Annotated in this window: 20 protein-coding genes; 4 read left to right on the top strand and 16 right to left on the bottom strand. The window is 63.9% G+C overall.

Features of this window, described 5'->3' with window-relative positions:
• Positions 1–151: 151 nt before the first annotated feature.
• From AC1DYC_RS14415 to AC1DYC_RS14340, 16 genes are all read right to left on the bottom strand, one after another.
• Positions 152–1,036 (bottom strand): flagellin N-terminal helical domain-containing protein, encoded by an 885-nt coding sequence (locus tag AC1DYC_RS14415; RefSeq protein WP_477400868.1) that lies wholly within the window; start codon positions 1,034–1,036, stop codon positions 152–154.
• Positions 1,037–1,317: 281 nt separating this feature from the next.
• Positions 1,318–2,202, bottom strand: coding sequence for a flagellin N-terminal helical domain-containing protein (locus AC1DYC_RS14410; protein WP_477338818.1), 885 nt, complete (start codon positions 2,200–2,202; stop codon positions 1,318–1,320).
• A 213-nt stretch (positions 2,203–2,415) separates the two neighbouring features.
• Positions 2,416–3,147 carry a flagellar type III secretion system pore protein FliP gene (gene fliP, locus AC1DYC_RS14405; RefSeq protein WP_192254432.1) on the bottom strand — a complete coding sequence of 244 codons (732 nt, stop codon included), beginning with the start codon at positions 3,145–3,147 and terminating at the stop codon, positions 2,416–2,418.
• Positions 3,144–3,644: a flagellar basal body-associated FliL family protein gene (locus AC1DYC_RS14400; protein WP_477407233.1), complete on the bottom strand. Its 501-nt coding sequence runs from the start codon at positions 3,642–3,644 to the stop codon at positions 3,144–3,146. The genes fliP and AC1DYC_RS14400 overlap by 4 nt, the downstream gene beginning before the upstream one ends.
• A 17-nt stretch (positions 3,645–3,661) precedes the next feature.
• Entirely contained in the window at positions 3,662–4,366 is a 705-nt protein-coding gene (gene flgH / locus AC1DYC_RS14395) for a flagellar basal body L-ring protein FlgH (RefSeq protein ID WP_477303570.1), read from the bottom strand.
• Positions 4,363–4,938 carry a MotE family protein gene (locus AC1DYC_RS14390; RefSeq protein WP_477303568.1) on the bottom strand — a complete coding sequence of 192 codons (576 nt, stop codon included), beginning with the start codon at positions 4,936–4,938 and terminating at the stop codon, positions 4,363–4,365. Before AC1DYC_RS14390 ends, flgH begins: the two co-directional genes overlap by 4 nt.
• A gap of 3 nt (positions 4,939–4,941) precedes the next feature.
• A complete protein-coding gene (locus AC1DYC_RS14385; RefSeq protein ID WP_477233034.1) occupies positions 4,942–6,183 on the bottom strand; it encodes a flagellar basal body P-ring protein FlgI in 1,242 nt (413 codons plus the stop codon).
• Positions 6,180–6,704, bottom strand: coding sequence for a flagellar basal body P-ring formation chaperone FlgA (gene flgA, locus AC1DYC_RS14380; protein ID WP_477407231.1), 525 nt, complete (start codon positions 6,702–6,704; stop codon positions 6,180–6,182). Before flgA ends, AC1DYC_RS14385 begins: the two co-directional genes overlap by 4 nt.
• Positions 6,705–6,710: 6 nt before the next feature.
• Entirely contained in the window at positions 6,711–7,499 is a 789-nt protein-coding gene (gene flgG / locus AC1DYC_RS14375) for a flagellar basal-body rod protein FlgG (RefSeq protein WP_477303564.1), read from the bottom strand.
• An 11-nt stretch (positions 7,500–7,510) separates the two neighbouring features.
• Complete coding sequence (gene fliE / locus AC1DYC_RS14370) at positions 7,511–7,846, bottom strand: flagellar hook-basal body complex protein FliE (protein ID WP_142865958.1); 336 nt, start codon at positions 7,844–7,846, stop codon at positions 7,511–7,513.
• Positions 7,846–8,262: a flagellar basal body rod protein FlgC gene (gene flgC, locus AC1DYC_RS14365; protein WP_142865957.1), complete on the bottom strand. Its 417-nt coding sequence runs from the start codon at positions 8,260–8,262 to the stop codon at positions 7,846–7,848. Before flgC ends, fliE begins: the two co-directional genes overlap by 1 nt.
• A 2-nt stretch (positions 8,263–8,264) precedes the next feature.
• Complete coding sequence (flgB, locus tag AC1DYC_RS14360; protein ID WP_112559338.1) at positions 8,265–8,645, bottom strand: flagellar basal body rod protein FlgB; 381 nt, start codon at positions 8,643–8,645, stop codon at positions 8,265–8,267.
• A 91-nt stretch (positions 8,646–8,736) separates the two neighbouring features.
• Complete coding sequence (locus tag AC1DYC_RS14355) at positions 8,737–9,951, bottom strand: hypothetical protein (protein ID WP_477407229.1); 1,215 nt, start codon at positions 9,949–9,951, stop codon at positions 8,737–8,739.
• Positions 9,938–11,359, bottom strand: coding sequence for a flagellar protein export ATPase FliI (gene fliI / locus AC1DYC_RS14350; RefSeq protein WP_477407228.1), 1,422 nt, complete (start codon positions 11,357–11,359; stop codon positions 9,938–9,940). Before fliI ends, AC1DYC_RS14355 begins: the two co-directional genes overlap by 14 nt.
• A gap of 3 nt (positions 11,360–11,362) precedes the next feature.
• Positions 11,363–12,088 carry a flagellar basal-body rod protein FlgF gene (gene flgF, locus AC1DYC_RS14345; protein ID WP_112559340.1) on the bottom strand — a complete coding sequence of 242 codons (726 nt, stop codon included), beginning with the start codon at positions 12,086–12,088 and terminating at the stop codon, positions 11,363–11,365.
• A 7-nt stretch (positions 12,089–12,095) separates the two neighbouring features.
• Positions 12,096–13,907, bottom strand: coding sequence for a DUF1217 domain-containing protein (locus tag AC1DYC_RS14340; protein WP_477407226.1), 1,812 nt, complete (start codon positions 13,905–13,907; stop codon positions 12,096–12,098).
• Positions 13,908–14,051: 144 nt separating this feature from the next.
• Here AC1DYC_RS14340 and motA point away from each other — a divergent pair, with 144 nt between their 5' ends.
• The 4 genes from motA (at position 14,052) to AC1DYC_RS14320 (ending at position 17,441) form a co-directional block, all read left to right on the top strand.
• Positions 14,052–14,927, top strand: coding sequence for a flagellar motor stator protein MotA (gene motA / locus AC1DYC_RS14335; protein ID WP_477288263.1), 876 nt, complete (start codon positions 14,052–14,054; stop codon positions 14,925–14,927).
• A 35-nt stretch (positions 14,928–14,962) separates the two neighbouring features.
• The gene (locus AC1DYC_RS14330) at positions 14,963–15,895 is read left to right on the top strand and encodes a FliM/FliN family flagellar motor switch protein (RefSeq protein WP_477407224.1); all 933 of its coding nucleotides are present in this window, start codon (positions 14,963–14,965) and stop codon (positions 15,893–15,895) included.
• A 33-nt stretch (positions 15,896–15,928) separates the two neighbouring features.
• The gene (fliN, locus tag AC1DYC_RS14325) at positions 15,929–16,318 is read left to right on the top strand and encodes a flagellar motor switch protein FliN (protein ID WP_477407222.1); all 390 of its coding nucleotides are present in this window, start codon (positions 15,929–15,931) and stop codon (positions 16,316–16,318) included.
• Between the two features lie 103 nt (positions 16,319–16,421).
• Entirely contained in the window at positions 16,422–17,441 is a 1,020-nt protein-coding gene (locus tag AC1DYC_RS14320) for a flagellar motor switch protein FliG (protein ID WP_477407220.1), read from the top strand.
• Positions 17,442–17,449: the final 8 nt, after the last annotated feature.

The raw sequence follows: 17,449 nt of genomic DNA, 5'->3' as shown, positions 1-17,449 counted from the left end.
CCGCGAAGCTTGTGCGAAGATGATAGAGCATGTCGCCCGGAAGTGTGCGGCGGTTCCGGGCCAACGACATGCATCAAATACAGCCACAAAGCGAAAGGGCCGCGCTGTTGGCGCGGCCCTTTAATCCATGGGAAGAGAAAGCCCGGTCCGCTTACTGCTTGAACAGCGCCAGGATCGACTGCGAGTTGCCGTTGGCGATCGACAGCGACTGGATGCCGAGCTGCTGCTGGACCTGGAGGGCCTGCAGCCGCGTCGATTCCTTGTTCATGTCGGCGTCGACCAGAGCGCCGACGCCCTTGTCGATGGAGTCCGACAGGTTCGACAGGAAGCTCTTCTGGGTGTCGATGCGCGATTTGGCGGCGCCGAGATAGGCTGCACCCGTGGACAGTTTGGCCAGCGCCGTTTCAACGGCGCCGAGTGCGGTGTCGATGGCAGCCGGGAGGACCTGTGTGGTGCTCGGATCGAAGAAGGTCGCAGCAAGCAGGCCGCCGACGATGCCGCCCGTGCCGGGAAGATCGAGAACCTGCGTATCGGAAGCCTTGACGTCGATGGTGTCGATGGCGACGGTCGTGCCGGTGCGGTTGTAGGAAGCGACGATCTTCAGGTCGGAGGCTGCGGTAGCGTCGTTCTGCAGCAGGTTCGAGCCTGCATAGGAAGCGTTGGTGACCGACGACTTGATCTGGTCCTGGATGGCCTTGATTTCGGTCGCGATCTTCTGCTGGTCGTCCTTCGAGGCGCTGCGCGCGGTAACCAGCTTGGCCTTGATCAGATCGACCTGGTCCTTGATGTCGGTGATGGCGGTGTAGGCGGTGTCAACCTTGCCGGCGCCGAGGCCGAGCGCGTCCTGAACGGCCGAAAGCGCCTTGTTGTCGGACTTCATCGTGGTGGCGATCGACCAGTAGGCAGCGTTGTCGCTGGCGGTGGCGACGCGGTAGCCGGTCGAAATGCGGGCCTGCGTCATTTCGAGCTGCTTGTTGGTGTTGTTCAGGCTCTGCAGCGCGGTCAGCGCCGAGGCGTTCGTCATGATGCTTGCCAAGATATCTACCCCTTTTCAAAAACTGGCGTGTCCTGCACACGCCGGATCAACTTCATCAGGGGGTAGGCATAAGCCCATCGACCGTCTGGTCTGCCCGCCATGGTATGGTTAACCATGACTAGCGGGATATGGTTAATGGCCTGTTAAAACAAGCCAATCCGGGCGCTGGCCAAAAGCAAAATCGGCCGCCATTCAAAGAGAAAATCAACAGCCACAAAAAGAAATCGGGCCGCGCTGTTGGCGCGGCCCGATCGGATCTTGTCGGTCGTAAAGTCGAGAGATCAGCCGCGGAAGAGCGACAGGATCGACTGCGAGTTGCCGTTGGCGATCGACAGCGCCTGGATGCCGAGCTGCTGCTGGACCTGGAGGGCCTGCAGACGGGTCGATTCCTTGTTCATGTCGGCGTCGACCAGAGCGCCGACGCCCTTGTCGATCGAGTCCGACAGGTTCGACAGGAAGCTCTTCTGGGTGTCGATGCGCGACTTGGCAGCGCCGAGCGAGGCAGCGCCGGTGGACAGCTTGGCGAGCGCCGTTTCAACGGTGCCGAGTGCGGTGTCGATGGCGGTGGCGGCAACGGCCGTGGTGCTCGGATCGAAGAAGGCCGTGGCGAGCAGGCCGCCAACGATGCCGCCCGTGCCGGCGACGTCGAGAACCTGCGTGTCGGCAGCCTTGACGTCGATGGTGTCGATGGTGACGGTCGCGCCGGTACGGTTGTAGGAAGCGACGATCTTCAGGTCGGAGGCGGCAGCGCCGTCGGTCTGCAGCAGGTTCGAGCCGGCGAAGTTGGCGTTGGTCACCGACGACTTGATCTGCGCCTGGATGGCGTTGATTTCGGTCGCGATCTTCTGCTGGTCTTCCTTCGAGGCGCCGCGAGCGGTGACGAGCTTGGACTTGATCAGATCGACCTGGTCCTTGATGTCGTTGATGGCGGTGTAGGCGGTGTCAACCTTGCCGGCGCCGAGGCCGAGCGAATCCTGAACCGACGAAAGCGCCTTGTTGTCGGACTTCATCGAGGTCGCGATCGACCAGTAGGCGGCGTTGTCGGAAGCGGTGGCGACGCGGTAGCCGGTCGAAATGCGGGCCTGCGTCTGCTCGAGGGATTTGTTGGTGCTGTTCAGGCTCTGCAGTGCGGTCAGCGCCGCGGCGTTCGTCATGATACTGGACATGGCTACTCGTACCTTGATTTTTACAGGGTGTTTTTTTGCATACCGGCTTTTCCGGTATGACGGAGCGGCATCATGCCAATGATCGTGAGACCCGATCACCCGCCATCTGCGAGCAATATGCGGGCAAGTCCCTACCAAAGGGCTAAACGGGACGGTTAACCGGAAATATATTGGATAAAGTTTTAGCCAGGCGCCACGCAGGGGCGCGGGCGGTCAGGTGAAGGATCGCACCAGGCTGCCGACCAGCAGGTTCCAGCCGTCGATGAGGACGAAGAACAGGATCTTGAAGGGCAGCGAAACGACGGTCGGCGGCAGCATCATCATGCCCATGGCCATGGTGATTGTGGCGACGATCAGATCGATGACGAGGAACGGCAGCACGATCAGGAAACCGATCTCGAAACCGCGGCGGATTTCGGAGATCATGAAGGCCGGCACCAGGATGCGCAGGTCGACGGTTTCCTTGGCAACCACCTGGCCGCGTTCGCGGGCGAGATCGGCGAACAGGTCGAAATCCTTGTCGCGGACATTGTGCAGCATGAAGGTGCGGAACGGGTCCGAGATCTTCTCGAACGCCTCGGTCTGGCTGATCTGGTTGTCCATCAGCGGCTTGACGCCGGTGTTCCAGGCCTGGTCGAAGGTCGGCGCCATGACATAGAAGGTCATGAACAGCGACAATGAGATCAGGATCAGATTGGCCGGCGTCGACTGCAGGCCGATGCCGGCGCGCAGGATCGAGAAGGCGATGACGAAGCGGGTGAAGCTCGTCACCATGATCAACAGGCCCGGCGCCACCGACAGCACGGTGAGCAGGCCGAACATCTGGATGATATAGCCGACGGTGGCGCCGTCGGCCTTGCCGATGCCGCCGAGGTCGAGCTGCTGGGCAGCGGCGACAGAAGTGGCAGCAACGACGATCGCGGCGGCGAGGATGAGTTTTCTCATTCGAGCAGCAATGTCCTGATCAGAATCTGTTTGGCATGGCCACCGCTGCGGATCGCGGCGCGCTCCTCGAGGTCGGCTTTCAAATGCTGGTAGCCGCTGGCGCCCTCGATCTGATGCATCTTCAAGGTGCGGACCATGGCCAGCAGGTCCTGGTGGATGCTCTCGGTCATCTCCGGGGGTTGCGGCGCGTCATAGACCACCGACGCTTCCAGCCTTATCCAGATATCGGCCGGCGCGGCCAGATTGGTGGTGATCGGCGGCAGCTGCACGAGCGCCGGCCCGGTGCCCGGCGCATGTTCGGCGGCCGGGCTCGGCTGCTCGGCGTTGGACTGGTTCTCGGGTGCGGCGGGCACCGGGACCGGTCCGCCGACGCCCTTCAGATAGCCGCCGGAGACCCAGCCCATGCCGATGGCAGCGCCCGTCACCGCCAAAAGCATCGCGAGCTGGATGACAAGCGATGGGCCTTTCTTGGGCTGGACCTGTTCGACATTTGCCACGGCGCTGTTCTCCTGACCTAGAAGGGGAGGACTTGGTCGAGGATCTGCTGGCCGTAGGCAGGTTGCTGGACTTCGGCAATCCGGCCGCGGCCGCCATAAGAAATTCGCGCCTCGGCGATGCGTTCGTAGGAAATGGTGTTTTCGGCGCCGATGTCGGAGGGACGCACCATGCCGGCAATGGTCAGCACCCTGAGCTCGTAGTTGACGCGCACCTCCTGCGAGCCGCGGATCATCAGATTGCCGTTGGGCAGCACTTCGGTGACGACAGCGGCGACATTGAGCTCGAGGTTTTCCGAACGCTTGATCTCGCCGTCGGCGTTGGTTTCGGTGCTGGAACTCAAGCCGGCGTCGCCCTTGCCGCTGGTGCTGGCATCTTCCCATCCGAGCTTGACGTCATAGCCGAGTTTGCGCGCGGCGGTGCGGCTGCGGTCGTTCTGGTTCTTGAAGTTGGCCTTGTCGTTGAGCTTGATCCTGACGGTCAGGATGTCGCCATCGCGCAGCGCGCGCGGATCGGTGAACAATCGGCTCTGGCGATCGTCCCAGAGCGAGAATTTCTTTACCGGCGACCGCGGCTCTTCCGGGTATGCATAGGGCGCATTGACGCTACCGGTAATGCCGGAGCCGACCGGCGACATCACCGGCTCCCTGCCGATCTCCTTCGGGTCGATGGCACAGCCGGACAGCGATGCAGCCGCGACCAGGACGAGCAACTGCAACTTCATGACGGATCTACCCTTCGGGCCGCGCTGGCCATGATGCCGGTGAGCGTGGCCGCAGCCTTCTGGTCCATTTCGTTGAGAATGACGCCGGCCTTGCGCGAATCGAGTTTCATCAGGATGGCGGCGGCGAGATCGGGGGTGACCATGGCCAGGCGCTCGGCGGCGGCGTCCGGCTTCATGCCGGCGTAAATCTTGACGACGCCGTCCTCGGCGCGGGCCAGGAAGACTTCGCGCCGCTTCAGCCATTGCTCGTATTCGGCGCGCTTGTCGTCCAGCGCCTTCATGCGCTGGTCGATACCGGCCTGCAGCTGCTTCAGCTCTTCGGCCTGCAGCGCGTAGCGGCGGTCGCGGGCGGCATCGGCGATGTTGGAGCAGAAGCGCTGGATTTCGCTTTCGTCCGGCGCTTTCTCGCGAACCAGCTGCTGGGCTGCCGCCGGCTGCTGCCCGCCGGGCAGAACCTGCCGCACTGGTTCTTCAGCACCGACCGATGTGGCGGCGAGAAGCGTGGCGACGGCGCAGGCTGCCAGGGCTGCGTTGCGGCGATGTTTTGGGGAAAGGCGATCGATCATCTTCATGGCCTATTGAAGAACCAGATCGGCCTGCAAAGCGCCGGCCGACTTGATGCCTTGCAGGATGGCAATGATGCCGTCCGGCTTGACGCCGAGACGGTTGAGGCCGGACACCAGCGTTTCGAGATTGGGCCCGTCGAGCACGGCGACACGGGCGTCGGGCCGGGTGGCCTCGATGGTGGTGAAGGGTTCTTCAGCCGTCACGCCCTTGGAGAAGGGTTCCGGCTGGACGATTTTCGGCTGTTCGGTGATGCGCACGGTGAGCGTGCCGTGGCTGATCGCCACGCGTGAGATCTTGACTTCGTTGCCGATGACGATGGTGCCGGTGCGCTCGTCGATGACGACCCGCGCCGGCGTGTCGGATTCGACCACCAGGTTCTCGATCTCGGCATAGAAGCGTGCCGCCGAAACATTCTTCGGCCGCCTGATCTGGACGGTGCGCGCATCGCGCTCGGCCGCAACGCGCATGCCGAAGCGCTGTGAGGTGTAGCCGTTGATGGCGTCGGCGATGCGAACGGCAGTGGAGAAATCGGGATTGCGCAGCTGCAAGGTGAGCAGCGACTGGTCTTCGAACTCGGCGCGCACCGTGCGCTCGACAATGGCGCCGTTGGGCACGCGGCCGGCCGTCGGCACGCCCTGCGTCAGCTGCTCGGCCTGTCCTTGCGCGGTAAAGCCGGAAACGATCACCGAGCCTTGCCCGACAGCGTAGATCTCGCCGTCGGCCGCCTTCAGCGGCGTCATCACCAGCGTGCCGCCGGCAAGCGAGGTGGCGTCGCCCATCGAGGAGACGTCGATATCGATGCGGGCGCCCGACTGGACGTAGGGCGGCATGTTGGCGGTGACGATGACGGCGGCGACGTTCTTGGCGCGCGCGCTGCCGCCTTCGGTGGCGATGCCGAGATTTTCCAGCATGGCGCGGATCGACTGTTCGGTGAAGGGCGAATTGCGCAAGCTGTCGCCCGACCCGGCGAGGCCGATGACGAGGCCGTAGCCGACGAGCTGGTTGTCGCGCGAAGCCTGCAGCTGAGCGATGTCCTTGATGCGCGATGCGACCTGGCCGGGCGGCAGCGAGCTTGGGCCGTTGGACACCCTGAACATGCGGCTGGTTGTGGCCGGGTCATATTCGGGGTCGACAAAGGCGCCACCATTCTGGCCGGCGAGATCGCGCTTTTGCTTCGGCGTAAGACCATCGGCCAGCGCCGGCTGCAGGCCGAGAATGGCCGCGAGCAGAAGGGCAGGTCCGCGTCTCATGATGCGCTGACCCGGATGGTGCCGTCGGCCATCACCGTGCCGGAAAAGATCTTGCCGCTGTCGGTGTTGCGGACCTTGATCAGATCGCCCGCGGCGCCCGGCTGCAGCGACACCGCCGTGGCCGAAATGGTGAGGTCGCCGGCGATGAAATAGACCTGTACGGCGGCGCCCTGTTCGACCAGCCAGGCATCGCGGATGGCGGCGACCGGAATGTAGCGGCCCGGGAGCAGCGTGCGCTTGACGACCTTGCCCTGGAGTTCCTCGGCGTGCGTGGCAACCGCATCCGGCCTGTGCTTGCCGGGCAGCAGCGTCACCGCCTTCAAGGCGCCGGTATCGATCATCTCGCCGGGATAGATGACCCGATTGGGGATCAACACGACTTCGCCGGCCGCCTGGTTGCTGGCGACCTGCGTTGCCTGCTGGTCTGCGCTCTCCTGCGCAAACGCCGGCACGCCGCCGGCCACCAGCGCGAGGATCAGCGCGGTGCGGCAAAATGCTAAGCGGGAGGTCGGAGAGACCATCAAACCTTACCTGATGTTCTTGGACACGACCGAGGCCATGTCGTCCGCGGCCTGGATGACCTTGGAGTTCATCTCATAGGCGCGCTGCGCCGAGATCAGTTCGGTGATTTCCTTGACCGGATCGACGTTGGACGCCTCGAGATAGCCTTGCTGGACCGTGGCGAAGCCGGGATCGCCGGGCACGCCGACATTGGCCGGGCCCGAGGCGGGCGTTTCCTGGAACAGATTGTCGCCGAGCGGCGCCAGGCCGGCTTCGTTGGCGAAGTTGGCGAGCTGCAGCTGGCCGAGCAGTTGGAGGTCGGTCTGGCCGTCGATGCGGGCAAAGACCTGGCCGGTCTTGTTGACGATGACTTCGATGGCATCGACCGGCACGGTGATGGCCGGGATGACATTGGCGCCGTCGACCGTCACCAGCTGGCCGGTGGCGTTGGTGTTGAAGGCGCCGGCGCGGCTGTAGAGCGTGCCGCCGTCGGCGCCCTCGATCTGGAACCAGCCGCGGCCGGTCAGCGCCATGTCGAAACTGTTGCCGGTCGAGGTCAGTTCGCCCTGTGTATGGACGTTGCGCACCGCCGTCGTCTTGACGCCGAGGCCGATCGACACGCCTTCCGGCACCAGCGAGGAATTGGAGCGGTTGGGCACGCCTTGCGAGCGGTCGACCTGGTAGAGCAGGTCGGAGAATTCGGCGCGCGCGCGCTTGTAGCCGGTGGTGTTGATGTTGGCGATGTTGTTGGCGATGACTTCCAGATTGGTCTGCTGGGCGTTCATGCCGGTCGCTGCAATGGCGAGTGCTTTCACGGCAAGTCTCCTCAGATGCCCATACGGCTGATTTCGAGATAGGCGGAGACGACCTTGTCGCGAATGGCGATCGTGGTCTGCAGGGCCTGCTGGGCGCTCATGACGGCGTCGACGACCTGGCGGGTATCGGCGTCGCCCTTGAGCGCCTGGATCGAAACCTGCTCGGCATTCTGCAAGGTGTTGACCGTTTTGGAAGCGGCTTGGCTCAGCGCCTCGGCGAAGGTGCCGGCGATCTCGCCGCCGGCCATTGGCGCCGTGGTGCCCTGAAACAGGTCGGTCGCGGCGTCGGCGCCGCCGATCTCCGGCTTGAGTGGAAGCGATCCGATACCGCCAATGCCGCTGATCATTACTGGTTCCTCATCAGGTCGATGGTCATGGAGATCAGATCACGCGCCTGCTTGATGACCTGAAGGTTGGCTTCGTAGGAGCGGTTGGCTTCGCTCATGTCGGCCATCTCGACCAGCACGTTGACGTTGGGCATCTTGACGTAGCCCTTGTCGTCGGCGGCCTCGTTGCCGGGCTGGAATTCGACGGGAAAGTCGCTGGGATCGCGGTCGATGGAGTTGACCTCGACCATCGTGCCGCCCGAGGCACGGTCGAGCTCGGAGACGAAGCTGATGGTCTTGCGGCGATAGGGGTCAGCGCCCGGCGTGTTGCCGGTCGACTGCGCGTTGGCAAGGTTTTCCGAGACCACGCGCAAGCGGTCCGACTGGGCGCCGAGGCCGGATGCGGCGATCTTGAGGGCTGCGGTGAGCGCGTCCATGGTCAGGTCTTAACCGCCATCATCATCATCGAATGGAAGGCCTTGACGATCGCCGTGTTGAGCTCGAAGGAGCGGCGGACCTCGCCGGCCTTCATCAGCTCGTTCTCGACCACCACGGTGTTCTTCGACGGCATGATGGCGCCGGTCGTCTCTTCGGGCTTGACCGTGAAGCCGGCATTGGTGGCGGCGGTGCCGAGGTGCCCGGCCTGGGTGGCCGTCAGCGATACCGCGGTGCGGTCGAGCACCTTCTCGAACGGCTCGACATCGCCGGCGGTGTAGCCCGGCGTGTTGACGTTGGCGATGTTGCCGGCAATGGCGGACTGACGCACGGACAGCCATTGCGACTGCTTGGCTGCAAGATCGAAAAGGTTGACGGGCTCCATGGGGATCTCCAGGCTGGTACGCACCAGACTAGGCCGCCAGTCTTGCGCGGACCTTGCGCGGGCCGGCCCGTGCCGCAGCTGGAGCGTGCGATTATTTGGAGAGTTCGATCACCTGGTCGGTGCTGGTGACCATGACCCATTTGCCGCCGCGCTGCTCGATCGACGAGACGGTGCTGGCATCAGGCAGCTTCGAGCCGCGCTGGACGATCCACAGGCCGGCATCGTCCTCGATCATGGCGCGGCCATTGGCGACATGAACCATGCGGAATTTGGGATCGCCCGGAAAGGGCTGCTCGTCGGCCACGGGAGGCTGGGTCTTGTCGTCGGGGTGCTGCAGCGTGCCGGTGGCGAACAGGTCGACATCGGGTACATCGTTTGCGGTCAGCGGCTGGCCGGAATTTTCCATCTGCGAGCCACCGCTGACGCGACCGGCATTGGTGCCGCTGCCGCCGAACTTGATCGCCTGGACGCCGAACTGGTCCTGGTTGAAGAAGATATACCAGGGGAACAGCGCGCAGATCAGGCCGAGCGTGATGCCGAGCGCGGCGAAGACGATGTCGCTGCGGCGGTCATCCTTCTTTTTCAGCCTGGGAAACTGCGCCCTTGGCGGCTGCGGCCAGTCGACGTCGGGAAAGAGCCCGTCGAGCAGCGAGTCACGGCTGGCCGCGATCGCCTCGTTGAGTTCGGCATGCGGAGCCTTGGCTAGTGGGGGCTTGGCGAAAGCGGGAGGAGCAGGTCTGGCCACCTCCGGGAAGGCAGGCTTGCCGACATCGCGCAATGCAGGTTCGACTGCCCTGAGCGACGCCGGCTTGGCTTCGTCGGTTGGTGCAGGCTTTGCCATTTTGCGCGAGGCAGACTTGGCTGCTTTGCGCGCCGCTACTCTGGCCGCTTTGCGCGACGCCGCCTTGGACGCGCTGCTCGATATAAGCTTCGCGCTGCCCGATGCAAGCCTGGACATACCGCGCAAGGCAGCATTCGGTGCACCGACCAGGGCAAGCCTGAACGCGCTGGGTGTGGATGGCTCACCCATGCCTGGCAAGGCAAGGTTGGCTACGCTCGGCAAGGCAGCCTCAGGCGAGCCGAGCAAGGCAGGTTCGGGCACGCTGCGCAACGCAGGCTGGACCAGTCTCGGCAAAGGTGGCTTGGCCGCCCTGGCCAATGCGGCCTCGGTTTTAGCTGCCTTGGCGCGTTCAGCTTTCGCCTTGGCAGCCCGTGCTTCGTTAGCCCTGGCTTCCTCGGCGGCGGTGGCCTCGGCCAGCATCTCGCGCAAAAGCCGCTCGGTGTATTGGCGCTCAGTCTCCAGCATCGACACTTTGCTTGCCTTTCAGATGACGGGCGAGGTCGGAGAATGCGTCGTTCGAGGCGCGGTCCTTTGGTGACTGCGTCAGCGCCTCATAGATCAGCGGCACCTGGCGCACCGCAATGTCGAGCTCGGCATCGGCGCCGCCTTGATAGGCGCCGAGCAGGCGGATGTCGCGCGTGTCCTCGAAGCGCGAAATCATCGACTTCAGCCTCGTCACCAGCATGCGCTGCTCGGGGCTCCATGCCTTGTCGGCAAGGCGCGAGATCGACGACAGCGGATTGACCGGCGGATAGCGGCCCTGCTCGGCAATGGCGCGGTCGAGCACGACGTGGCCATCGAGAATGCCGCGCACCGAATCGGCGACCGGGTCGTTGTGGTCGTCGCCGTCGACCAGCACCGAGATGATGGCGGTGATCGATCCCTGGCCTTTGGCGCCGGGGCCTTCAGCGCCCGGTCCGGCACGCTCGAGCAGCTTGGGCAGGTCGGTGAAAACGGAAGCGGGATAGCCGCGCGCCACCGGTGGCTCGCCGGTGCCGGTCGCGACTTCGCGCAGCGCATGGGCAAAGCGGGTGATCGAATCCAGCACCAGAAGCACGCGGTGGCCTTGGTCGCGAAAATGTTCGGCGACGCGCATGGCGGTGTCGGGCGCACGCCGCCGCATCATGGCGCTCTCGTCGCTGGTGGCCACGACGGCGACCGTCTTGGCCATGCTTTGCGCACCGATCGTGTCTTCGAGGAATTCGCGCACCTCGCGGCCGCGTTCGCCGATCAGCGCCACCACCACGGTATCGAAAGCATGGGCGCCGGCCAGCATGGCAAGCAGCGTCGACTTGCCGACGCCGGATCCGGCGAAAACGCCGAGGCGCTGGCCGAAGCAAAGCGGCGTGAAGATGTCGATGACCTTGACCCCGGTCGTGAAGGCGGTGCCGACGCGTTGCCGCGCCATGGCGCCGGGCGTGGTGCCGTCGCCGCTTGCAGCTTCGCCGTTCCTGATCAGCGGCGGACCGCCATCGATGACGCGGGTCAGCGCGTCGATGGCGCGGCCGCGCCACGAGGCGTGCGGCGTCACCACCAGTGGTCCGCGGCGAAACACGGCGTCGCCGATGCCGGCATCGGCGCTGCGTTCGAAAGGCGCGATGACGACCTCGTCGCGGCCGATCCTGACGATCTCGCCACGGCGCGTGCCGGCCTGGCCGCGCTGCTCGACGAGGTCACCGAGCCTCGCGACTTCGGACAGGCCGCGCACCTTGTAGTGCGTCGGCGAAACCTCGGCGACGCGGCCGCCGCGCCGCAGCAGCGTTTCGGTATCGTCGAACCGGTGCCAGATCCGCTCCAGCGCAGCCAGCCGGTTTTCCGGTGCTGCTTCCGGCTGCCGTTCAAGCGCACGTATCGATGATTGCGGGCTCGACATGCGCTACGACTTGGAGCCGAGCGTCTTGATGGCGTCGTCGGTCGACGCGTCGGTCTGGCGCATCAGCGCCGCCGTGTTCTCGAAGGCGCGCTGAACCATGATCAGGCGCGTCATCTCGAGCACCGGATTGACGTTGGATTCCTCGACAAAGCCTTGCGCGACGCCGAGATCGGAGCGGTCGGTGACCGGCTCCGGCGCGCGTGAGGGAACGATGCCCGAATTGCCGTAGCGCACGAAATTCGGGCCTGGGTCGAAATTGAACAGGCCAATGGCGCCGACGAGCTTGTCGCCCTGGCGTAGCGAACCGTCGGCGCCCGCCTTGGGTGGGCCGTCGCGCGGGTCGAGCTGGATCGGCGCACCGCCGGCATCGAGCACCGGATGGCCCTCGAGCGACATCAACTCGCCGTTCTCGTTCATCGAAAAACGTCCGTCGCGCGTCATCACGGTGCCGGCCGGCGTGTCGATGCCGAACCAGGCATCGCCCTGGACGGCGAAGTCGAACGGATTGCCGGTCTGCGTCATCGCGCCATGCGCGCCGGACAAATAGGTTTTGCCGGAGGAGGCGAAGGATACGGATTTGGGGCCGCTGCCGGAGACGACATCCTCGAACTTCACGCCGGTGGCGCGAAAGCCGATGGTCGAGGCGTTGGCGACATTGTCGGCGATGGTGTCGAGACGGCGCTCGAGCGCGATCTGCGAGGAAAGGGCGACGTAAAGACTGTCCTGCATGGTGCTCTCAGAATTTCAGTTTCTGCATGGCCATCATCAGATCGGTCGAGATACCGACGGTGGTCGGTTGGGCAAACAGCACGCCGACCGATGTCGATGCCGTCGAGGTCGGATGATTGATTTCCCACAGGCTGGTGAAGCGGGTCAGGAATTTGTCGAGCTTGGCCGGATCGGTGAAATCGGTCAGGTCGAGCTTGGCCTCGAAGGCCTGCGCCTGCTTGTCGATGTCGGCGGTGGCGAAGGAATCGGGCAGGCCGATCGCGGTGCGCACCACGCTGGCCAAGGCGGTGTCGGCCAGCACGTCGTACCAGTTGGTGATGGTCGGCGCCTTGCGCTCGAAATAGAGTGCCAGCCGCACGCCCTCATTGGTCTTGCCGGCATCTTCCTCCAGTGTCTGGCGCATGTATTTGTCGATGACCGGCTGCTGCGACGGACTGCGTGTCGTTGCGGCTTCGCCGTAAGCCTCGAAATTCAGCGAGGTGGCGAGCCTGGCATAGGCCTTGTTGGAGAGCTTGTTGGCAATGCTGGCGGGATCGCGCACGCCACCCTCCAGGACATCGCGGACGAGATCCTTGTTGGTGGTTGCCGGATCGAGCCCACTTGCGGACAGCGCATAGTTGTAGAGGCGGCTGTCGGCCATCAGGTCGTCGATCGACTTCACCTTGGTGATGTTGGCGAGGTAGTAGCTGGTCTCGGCCTGGACGGCGTCGGCATTCGGCTTGATCAGGCCAAGACTGGACTCGGTCGTATAAAGCTTCGGCGTGGTCTTCAGCACGGCGTCGCGCGTGGTCGTCTGGTCGCCATATTGGGCGAAGTCGAAGGCGCTGACGAAGTTGGCGTAGCTCTTGTCGGTCAACTGGTTTGCGGGGCTGAACGGATCGGTGACGCCGCCGTTGACCATCGTGCGGATCTGCCTGGCCGTCTGGGTCGATGCATCCAGCCCATAGGCAGCCATGGCGAAGGTCAGCAGGCGCTTGTCCTTCAAGAGGTCTTCGATCGACTTCACCTTGGAGATGTTGGCCGCGTAGTAGTCGGCCTCGCCCTTGATGTATTGCGCGGTCGGCTTGACCAGCACCAGCCCGGTTCCGGCCATGATGGCTTTGGGAACCGCTTGCTGGACGGCGTCGCGTGCTGTCGCCTGGTCGCCATATTGGGCGAAGTCGAAGGCGGCGACGAAGGCCGCATAGCCCTTGTTGGTCGACGTGTTTGCGGGGCTGTTCGGGTCGGTGACGCCGCCTTCCAGCATGGCGCGGACGGTCGCAGGCGCTTCGGCGTCTGCATCGAGGCCGAATGCGGCCATCGCATAGGTGAGCAGGCGATCGTTGCCCATCAAATCGTCGATCGATTTGACGTTGGAGATGTTGCTAATGAAGTAGGAGGTTTCGCCCTTGTAGTAGTCGAACCCGTTCTGCAAGGCGCCGAGCCCAATCTGGGCCGTATAGTTCTTGGTCACGCCTTGCTGCGCGGGATTGTAGCTGGTGGCATCCGAACCCAGCGCTGCGAAATTGAAGGCCGAGACGAATTCCGCGTAGCGCTTGTCGGTCAATTTGTTGGCGAAGCTATCGGAGTCGGAGACGCCTTCCTTCAGGGCTTTGACCATGAAGGCCTTGGCGTAGGCCATGTCGCCAAGGCCAAAGGCCTTCATGGCATAGGTGAACAGACGGGTGTTTTTGACGAAATCGTCGATCGATTTCACGCTGCCGATGTTGGCCAGATAGTAGTCGGTGTCGCGCTTGGTGATCGGGTCCGCCTCGATGCGGTCGATCGCCTTGGGAATATCCCTGGCGATGAGCTGGTAGCTGGTAAAAGTGCTCAACACGACATGCCTCCGGTCGCAGCTTCAAACGGCAGAGTATGCCGGGTTGCTTGCGCGAGGCTGAATCGCCTCACCATGCGTGATTCAAGCCTCACACAAGGCACGAGGGCTATCGGTTAGGCCTGACGTGATGTGGAAGGATCTGGCGTGGGCATTCTGATCGGACTTGTGGTGACGCTCGGCTGTGTTCTCGGCGGCTTCATGGCCATGGGCGGCCATCTGCATGTGCTGATGCAGCCCTGGGAAGCGGTGGTCATCTGCGGCGCCGCACTCGGCACCTTCCTCGTCGCCAATCCGATGAAGACGGTCAAGGACACCGGCAAGGGCATCCTCGAAGCCTTCAAGCAGGCGGTGCCGAAGGAGCGCGACTATCTGGAGACGCTGGGCGTCCTGCACAGCCTGATGCGCGAATTGCGCTCGAAGTCGCGCAGCGAGGTCGAGGCGCATATCGACAACCCCGAGGAATCGGCGATCTTCCAGGCATTCCCGACCGTGCTGAAAAATCACGATCTGACGAATTTCATCTGCGACTACTGCCGCATCATCATCATCGGCAATGCCCGCTCGCATGAGATCGAGGCGCTGATGGATGAGGAAATCCAGACCATCAAGTCCGACAAGATGAAGGCCTATCACGCGCTCGTCGCAGTGGGCGACGGCCTGCCGGCGCTCGGCATCGTCGCCGCCGTGCTCGGCGTGGTCAAGGCGATGGGCGCGCTCGACCAGTCGCCGGAAATCCTCGGCGGCCTGATCGGCGCCGCCCTTGTTGGAACCTTTCTCGGCATCTTCCTGTCCTACGCCGTGGTCGGGCCTGTCGCCACCAAGATCAAGACGGTGCGCGAGAAGAAGAACCGCCTCTACATCATCGTCAAGCAGACGCTGCTCGCCTACATGAACGGCGCCCTGCCGCAGGTGGCGATCGAGTTCGGCCGCAAGACCATCTCGTCCTATGAGCGGCCGACGATCGACGCCGTCGAGCAGAGCACGATGAACACTGCCTCCGCCGAGAAGAAAGCGGCCTGAGCCATGCATGACGACAGACAGGACCGCACGCCGTCATGACAAGTCCTGGCAGCCCCTCGCAAGCCCGCTCGCTGATCATCGAGCGTCTGGTCGGTGACAGCGGCGAGGCCGCTCACGTCATCGGCACCGGGCGCTCGATGGGTGAGCGCGCGCTGCCGCTGCTGCAGAAGAGCCTGGCCGGCGAACTCGGCGCACCGGTGACGGTCGACCTGCGCGCCGTCGAGGTCAGCCGCGTGCCGGATGCGCGCGTGCATGCCGGCGACAGCTTTGCCATGACCATCATCCCATCGCCGACCTCTTCCGATGCGATGACACTGGTGATCGATGCACCAGCGATCGCAGTCATGGTCTGCGCGCTGTTCGGTGGCGATCCGGATCAGCCGGTTGCGCCGATCGAGCGCGAGCTGTCGCAGATCGAGACGGATGTGGCGACGACGGTGTTCCAGGAGGTTGCGCAGGCGCTGAACGGATCGGGCCGCCGCTCGCTCGAATTGCGGCTGCCGGTGCCGCGGGCGCTTTCGGGCAACGAAGCCAGGCGCCGCGTGCTGCGCGATGGCGCAGCAGTGCGCATCGTGTTCGGCATCTCGACGCCGACCGACAGCGGCACGGTCACGGTGATGATCCCGCAACGCATCCTGCTTGCGACCCGCGGTATCGCCGATGCCCATGACAGCGAAGGCACGACCTCCGACTGGCGGGCACGCTTTTCGGAAGAGGTGATGCGCTCGACGGTGACGCTCGAAGCGACCATGCCGTTGGCACGCCTGACGCTCGGCGACCTCGCCGGCTTCGAGCCTGGCCAGGTCATCGAATTCGAGGAAACGGCACAGTCGCATGCAAAGCTGAGCGCGCGCGACAAGACTTTGTTCGTCTGCGAGTTCGGCAAACTCGGGCAGAATTACACCGTCCGGATCAGGCACCCTTACGATGCCGGTCAGGATTTTATCGATGGGCTTATGCCGGGCTGACGCCGGGCAAACCCAAGCATTTGGAGACGACGTATGGCCAAGACCAAGGTGGAAGCCAATATCGACCAGCCGGACGAACAGCTCGACCGCGCCATCGAGGAATTGCGCGGCGTCCTCCAGGAGGAGGAAAAGCGCCCCGACGCCGGCTTGCGGGCCGCCATGTCCGGCACCAATCCGAACATCATCATGAGCATCCCGGTCGACGTGCAGATCATCCTCGGCAGCACGGAAATGCCGGTGTCGGACCTGATGGCGCTGCAGAAGGGCTCGACGGTGGCGCTCAACCGGCGCATCGGCGAACCGGTCGATGTGGTGGTCAATGGCCGCAAGATCGCGCGCGGCGAAATCACCGTGCTGGAAAGCGATCCGTCGCGCTTCGGCATCCGGCTGACCGAAATCATCGCTGCCACCAGGAGCGCATAGAGTATTTGTTTTTACGCAATTCCGGACGGAAAAGCCGCACACACTTTTCCTGGAATTGCTTCAAAGGGATAGACGATATGCGGTCTCAGCAGGAGCGGATGCCATGACGACGCCGGTGACGCTCACGCGCCCGCAAAAGGCCGCCGCCATCCTGGTGGCGATGGGCAAGCCGTCGGCCAGCCGGTTGCTGAAATTCTTCAAGCAGGAAGAGCTGAAGGCGCTGATCGAAGGGGCGCGTCTGTTGCGCACCATTCCGCAGAGCGATCTCGAACGCATCGTCGCCGAATTCGAGGCCGAATTCACCGAGGGCGCCGGCCTGCTCGATTCCGCCGACCGGATGGACACCATCCTCAATGAATCGCTGTCGCCCGAAGAGATGAGCGCCATCATGGGCGACAAGCGCTTCGAGGTTGCGCCGGAAGGACCGCCGCCGATCTGGCCGGAACTGGAAAAGCTCGAACCGACGCGTCTGGGTACGTTCCTTGCCGGCGAACATCCGCAGACAGCGGCCGTGGTGCTGTCGAAGCTAGCGCCGCAAACGGCGGCCAACATTCTGCTGACCATGGAAAAGCCGATGCGCAGCGAAATCATCAAGCGCATGGTGTCGATGGCAACGATTCCCGACGCGGCCACCAGGATCATCGAGAACCAGCTGCGCGCCAGCGTGCTGGCGCAGACGGCGACCAAGGACATATCGGCTGGACAGGCGCGCGTCGCCAGCGTGCTCAACGAGATGGACAAGCCGCAGCTGGAAGAGGTCATGCAGGATCTGGAAGAGGCCGGCACGCCGGATCTCGGCGGCGTCCGCTCCAGGCTGTTCGCCTTCGACGATCTGCCGCTGTTGACGCAGAAGGCGAGGGTGCTTCTGTTCGACGGGCTGTCGACCGAACTGATCACGCTGGCGCTGCGCGGTGCTGCGCCCGGATTGACGGAATCGGTGCTATCGGCGATCGGCGCCCGGTCACGGCGCATGATTGAGTCCGAGCTCGGACAGGGCTCGGAAGGCATCCAGCTTGCCGACATCATGACGGCGCGCAAGACCATTGCGGTGGCGACGATCCGGCTTTCGCGCGAGGGGGCTTTCGAACTTCCGTCCTCGTCGCAGCAGAGCGAAGCGGCTTAAAGCAGAGC

The sequence above is a fragment of the Mesorhizobium sp. P2_E7 genome (genome assembly GCF_056403855.1).
This window is presented reverse-complemented; position numbering and strand designations above follow the sequence as displayed.

What these genes read in the sequence shown, in the direction of transcription:
- AC1DYC_RS14410 (WP_477338818.1), bottom strand. Translation starts at nt 2,202, where the DNA reads ATGTCCAGTATCATGACGAACGCCGCGGCGCTGACCGCACTGCAGAGC.
- fliP (WP_192254432.1), bottom strand. Translation starts at nt 3,147, where the DNA reads ATGAGAAAACTCATCCTCGCCGCCGCGATCGTCGTTGCTGCCACTTCT.
- flgH (WP_477303570.1), bottom strand. Translation starts at nt 4,366, where the DNA reads ATGAAGTTGCAGTTGCTCGTCCTGGTCGCGGCTGCATCGCTGTCCGGC.
- AC1DYC_RS14390 (WP_477303568.1), bottom strand. Translation starts at nt 4,938, where the DNA reads ATGAAGATGATCGATCGCCTTTCCCCAAAACATCGCCGCAACGCAGCC.
- AC1DYC_RS14385 (WP_477233034.1), bottom strand. Translation starts at nt 6,183, where the DNA reads ATGAGACGCGGACCTGCCCTTCTGCTCGCGGCCATTCTCGGCCTGCAG.
- flgA (WP_477407231.1), bottom strand. Translation starts at nt 6,704, where the DNA reads ATGGTCTCTCCGACCTCCCGCTTAGCATTTTGCCGCACCGCGCTGATC.
- fliE (WP_142865958.1), bottom strand. Translation starts at nt 7,846, where the DNA reads ATGATCAGCGGCATTGGCGGTATCGGATCGCTTCCACTCAAGCCGGAG.
- flgC (WP_142865957.1), bottom strand. Translation starts at nt 8,262, where the DNA reads ATGGACGCGCTCACCGCAGCCCTCAAGATCGCCGCATCCGGCCTCGGC.
- flgB (WP_112559338.1), bottom strand. Translation starts at nt 8,645, where the DNA reads ATGGAGCCCGTCAACCTTTTCGATCTTGCAGCCAAGCAGTCGCAATGG.
- AC1DYC_RS14355 (WP_477407229.1), bottom strand. Translation starts at nt 9,951, where the DNA reads ATGCTGGAGACTGAGCGCCAATACACCGAGCGGCTTTTGCGCGAGATG.
- fliI (WP_477407228.1), bottom strand. Translation starts at nt 11,359, where the DNA reads ATGTCGAGCCCGCAATCATCGATACGTGCGCTTGAACGGCAGCCGGAA.
- flgF (WP_112559340.1), bottom strand. Translation starts at nt 12,088, where the DNA reads ATGCAGGACAGTCTTTACGTCGCCCTTTCCTCGCAGATCGCGCTCGAG.
- AC1DYC_RS14330 (WP_477407224.1), top strand. Translation starts at nt 14,963, where the DNA reads ATGACAAGTCCTGGCAGCCCCTCGCAAGCCCGCTCGCTGATCATCGAG.
- fliN (WP_477407222.1), top strand. Translation starts at nt 15,929, where the DNA reads ATGGCCAAGACCAAGGTGGAAGCCAATATCGACCAGCCGGACGAACAG.
- AC1DYC_RS14320 (WP_477407220.1), top strand. Translation starts at nt 16,422, where the DNA reads ATGACGACGCCGGTGACGCTCACGCGCCCGCAAAAGGCCGCCGCCATC.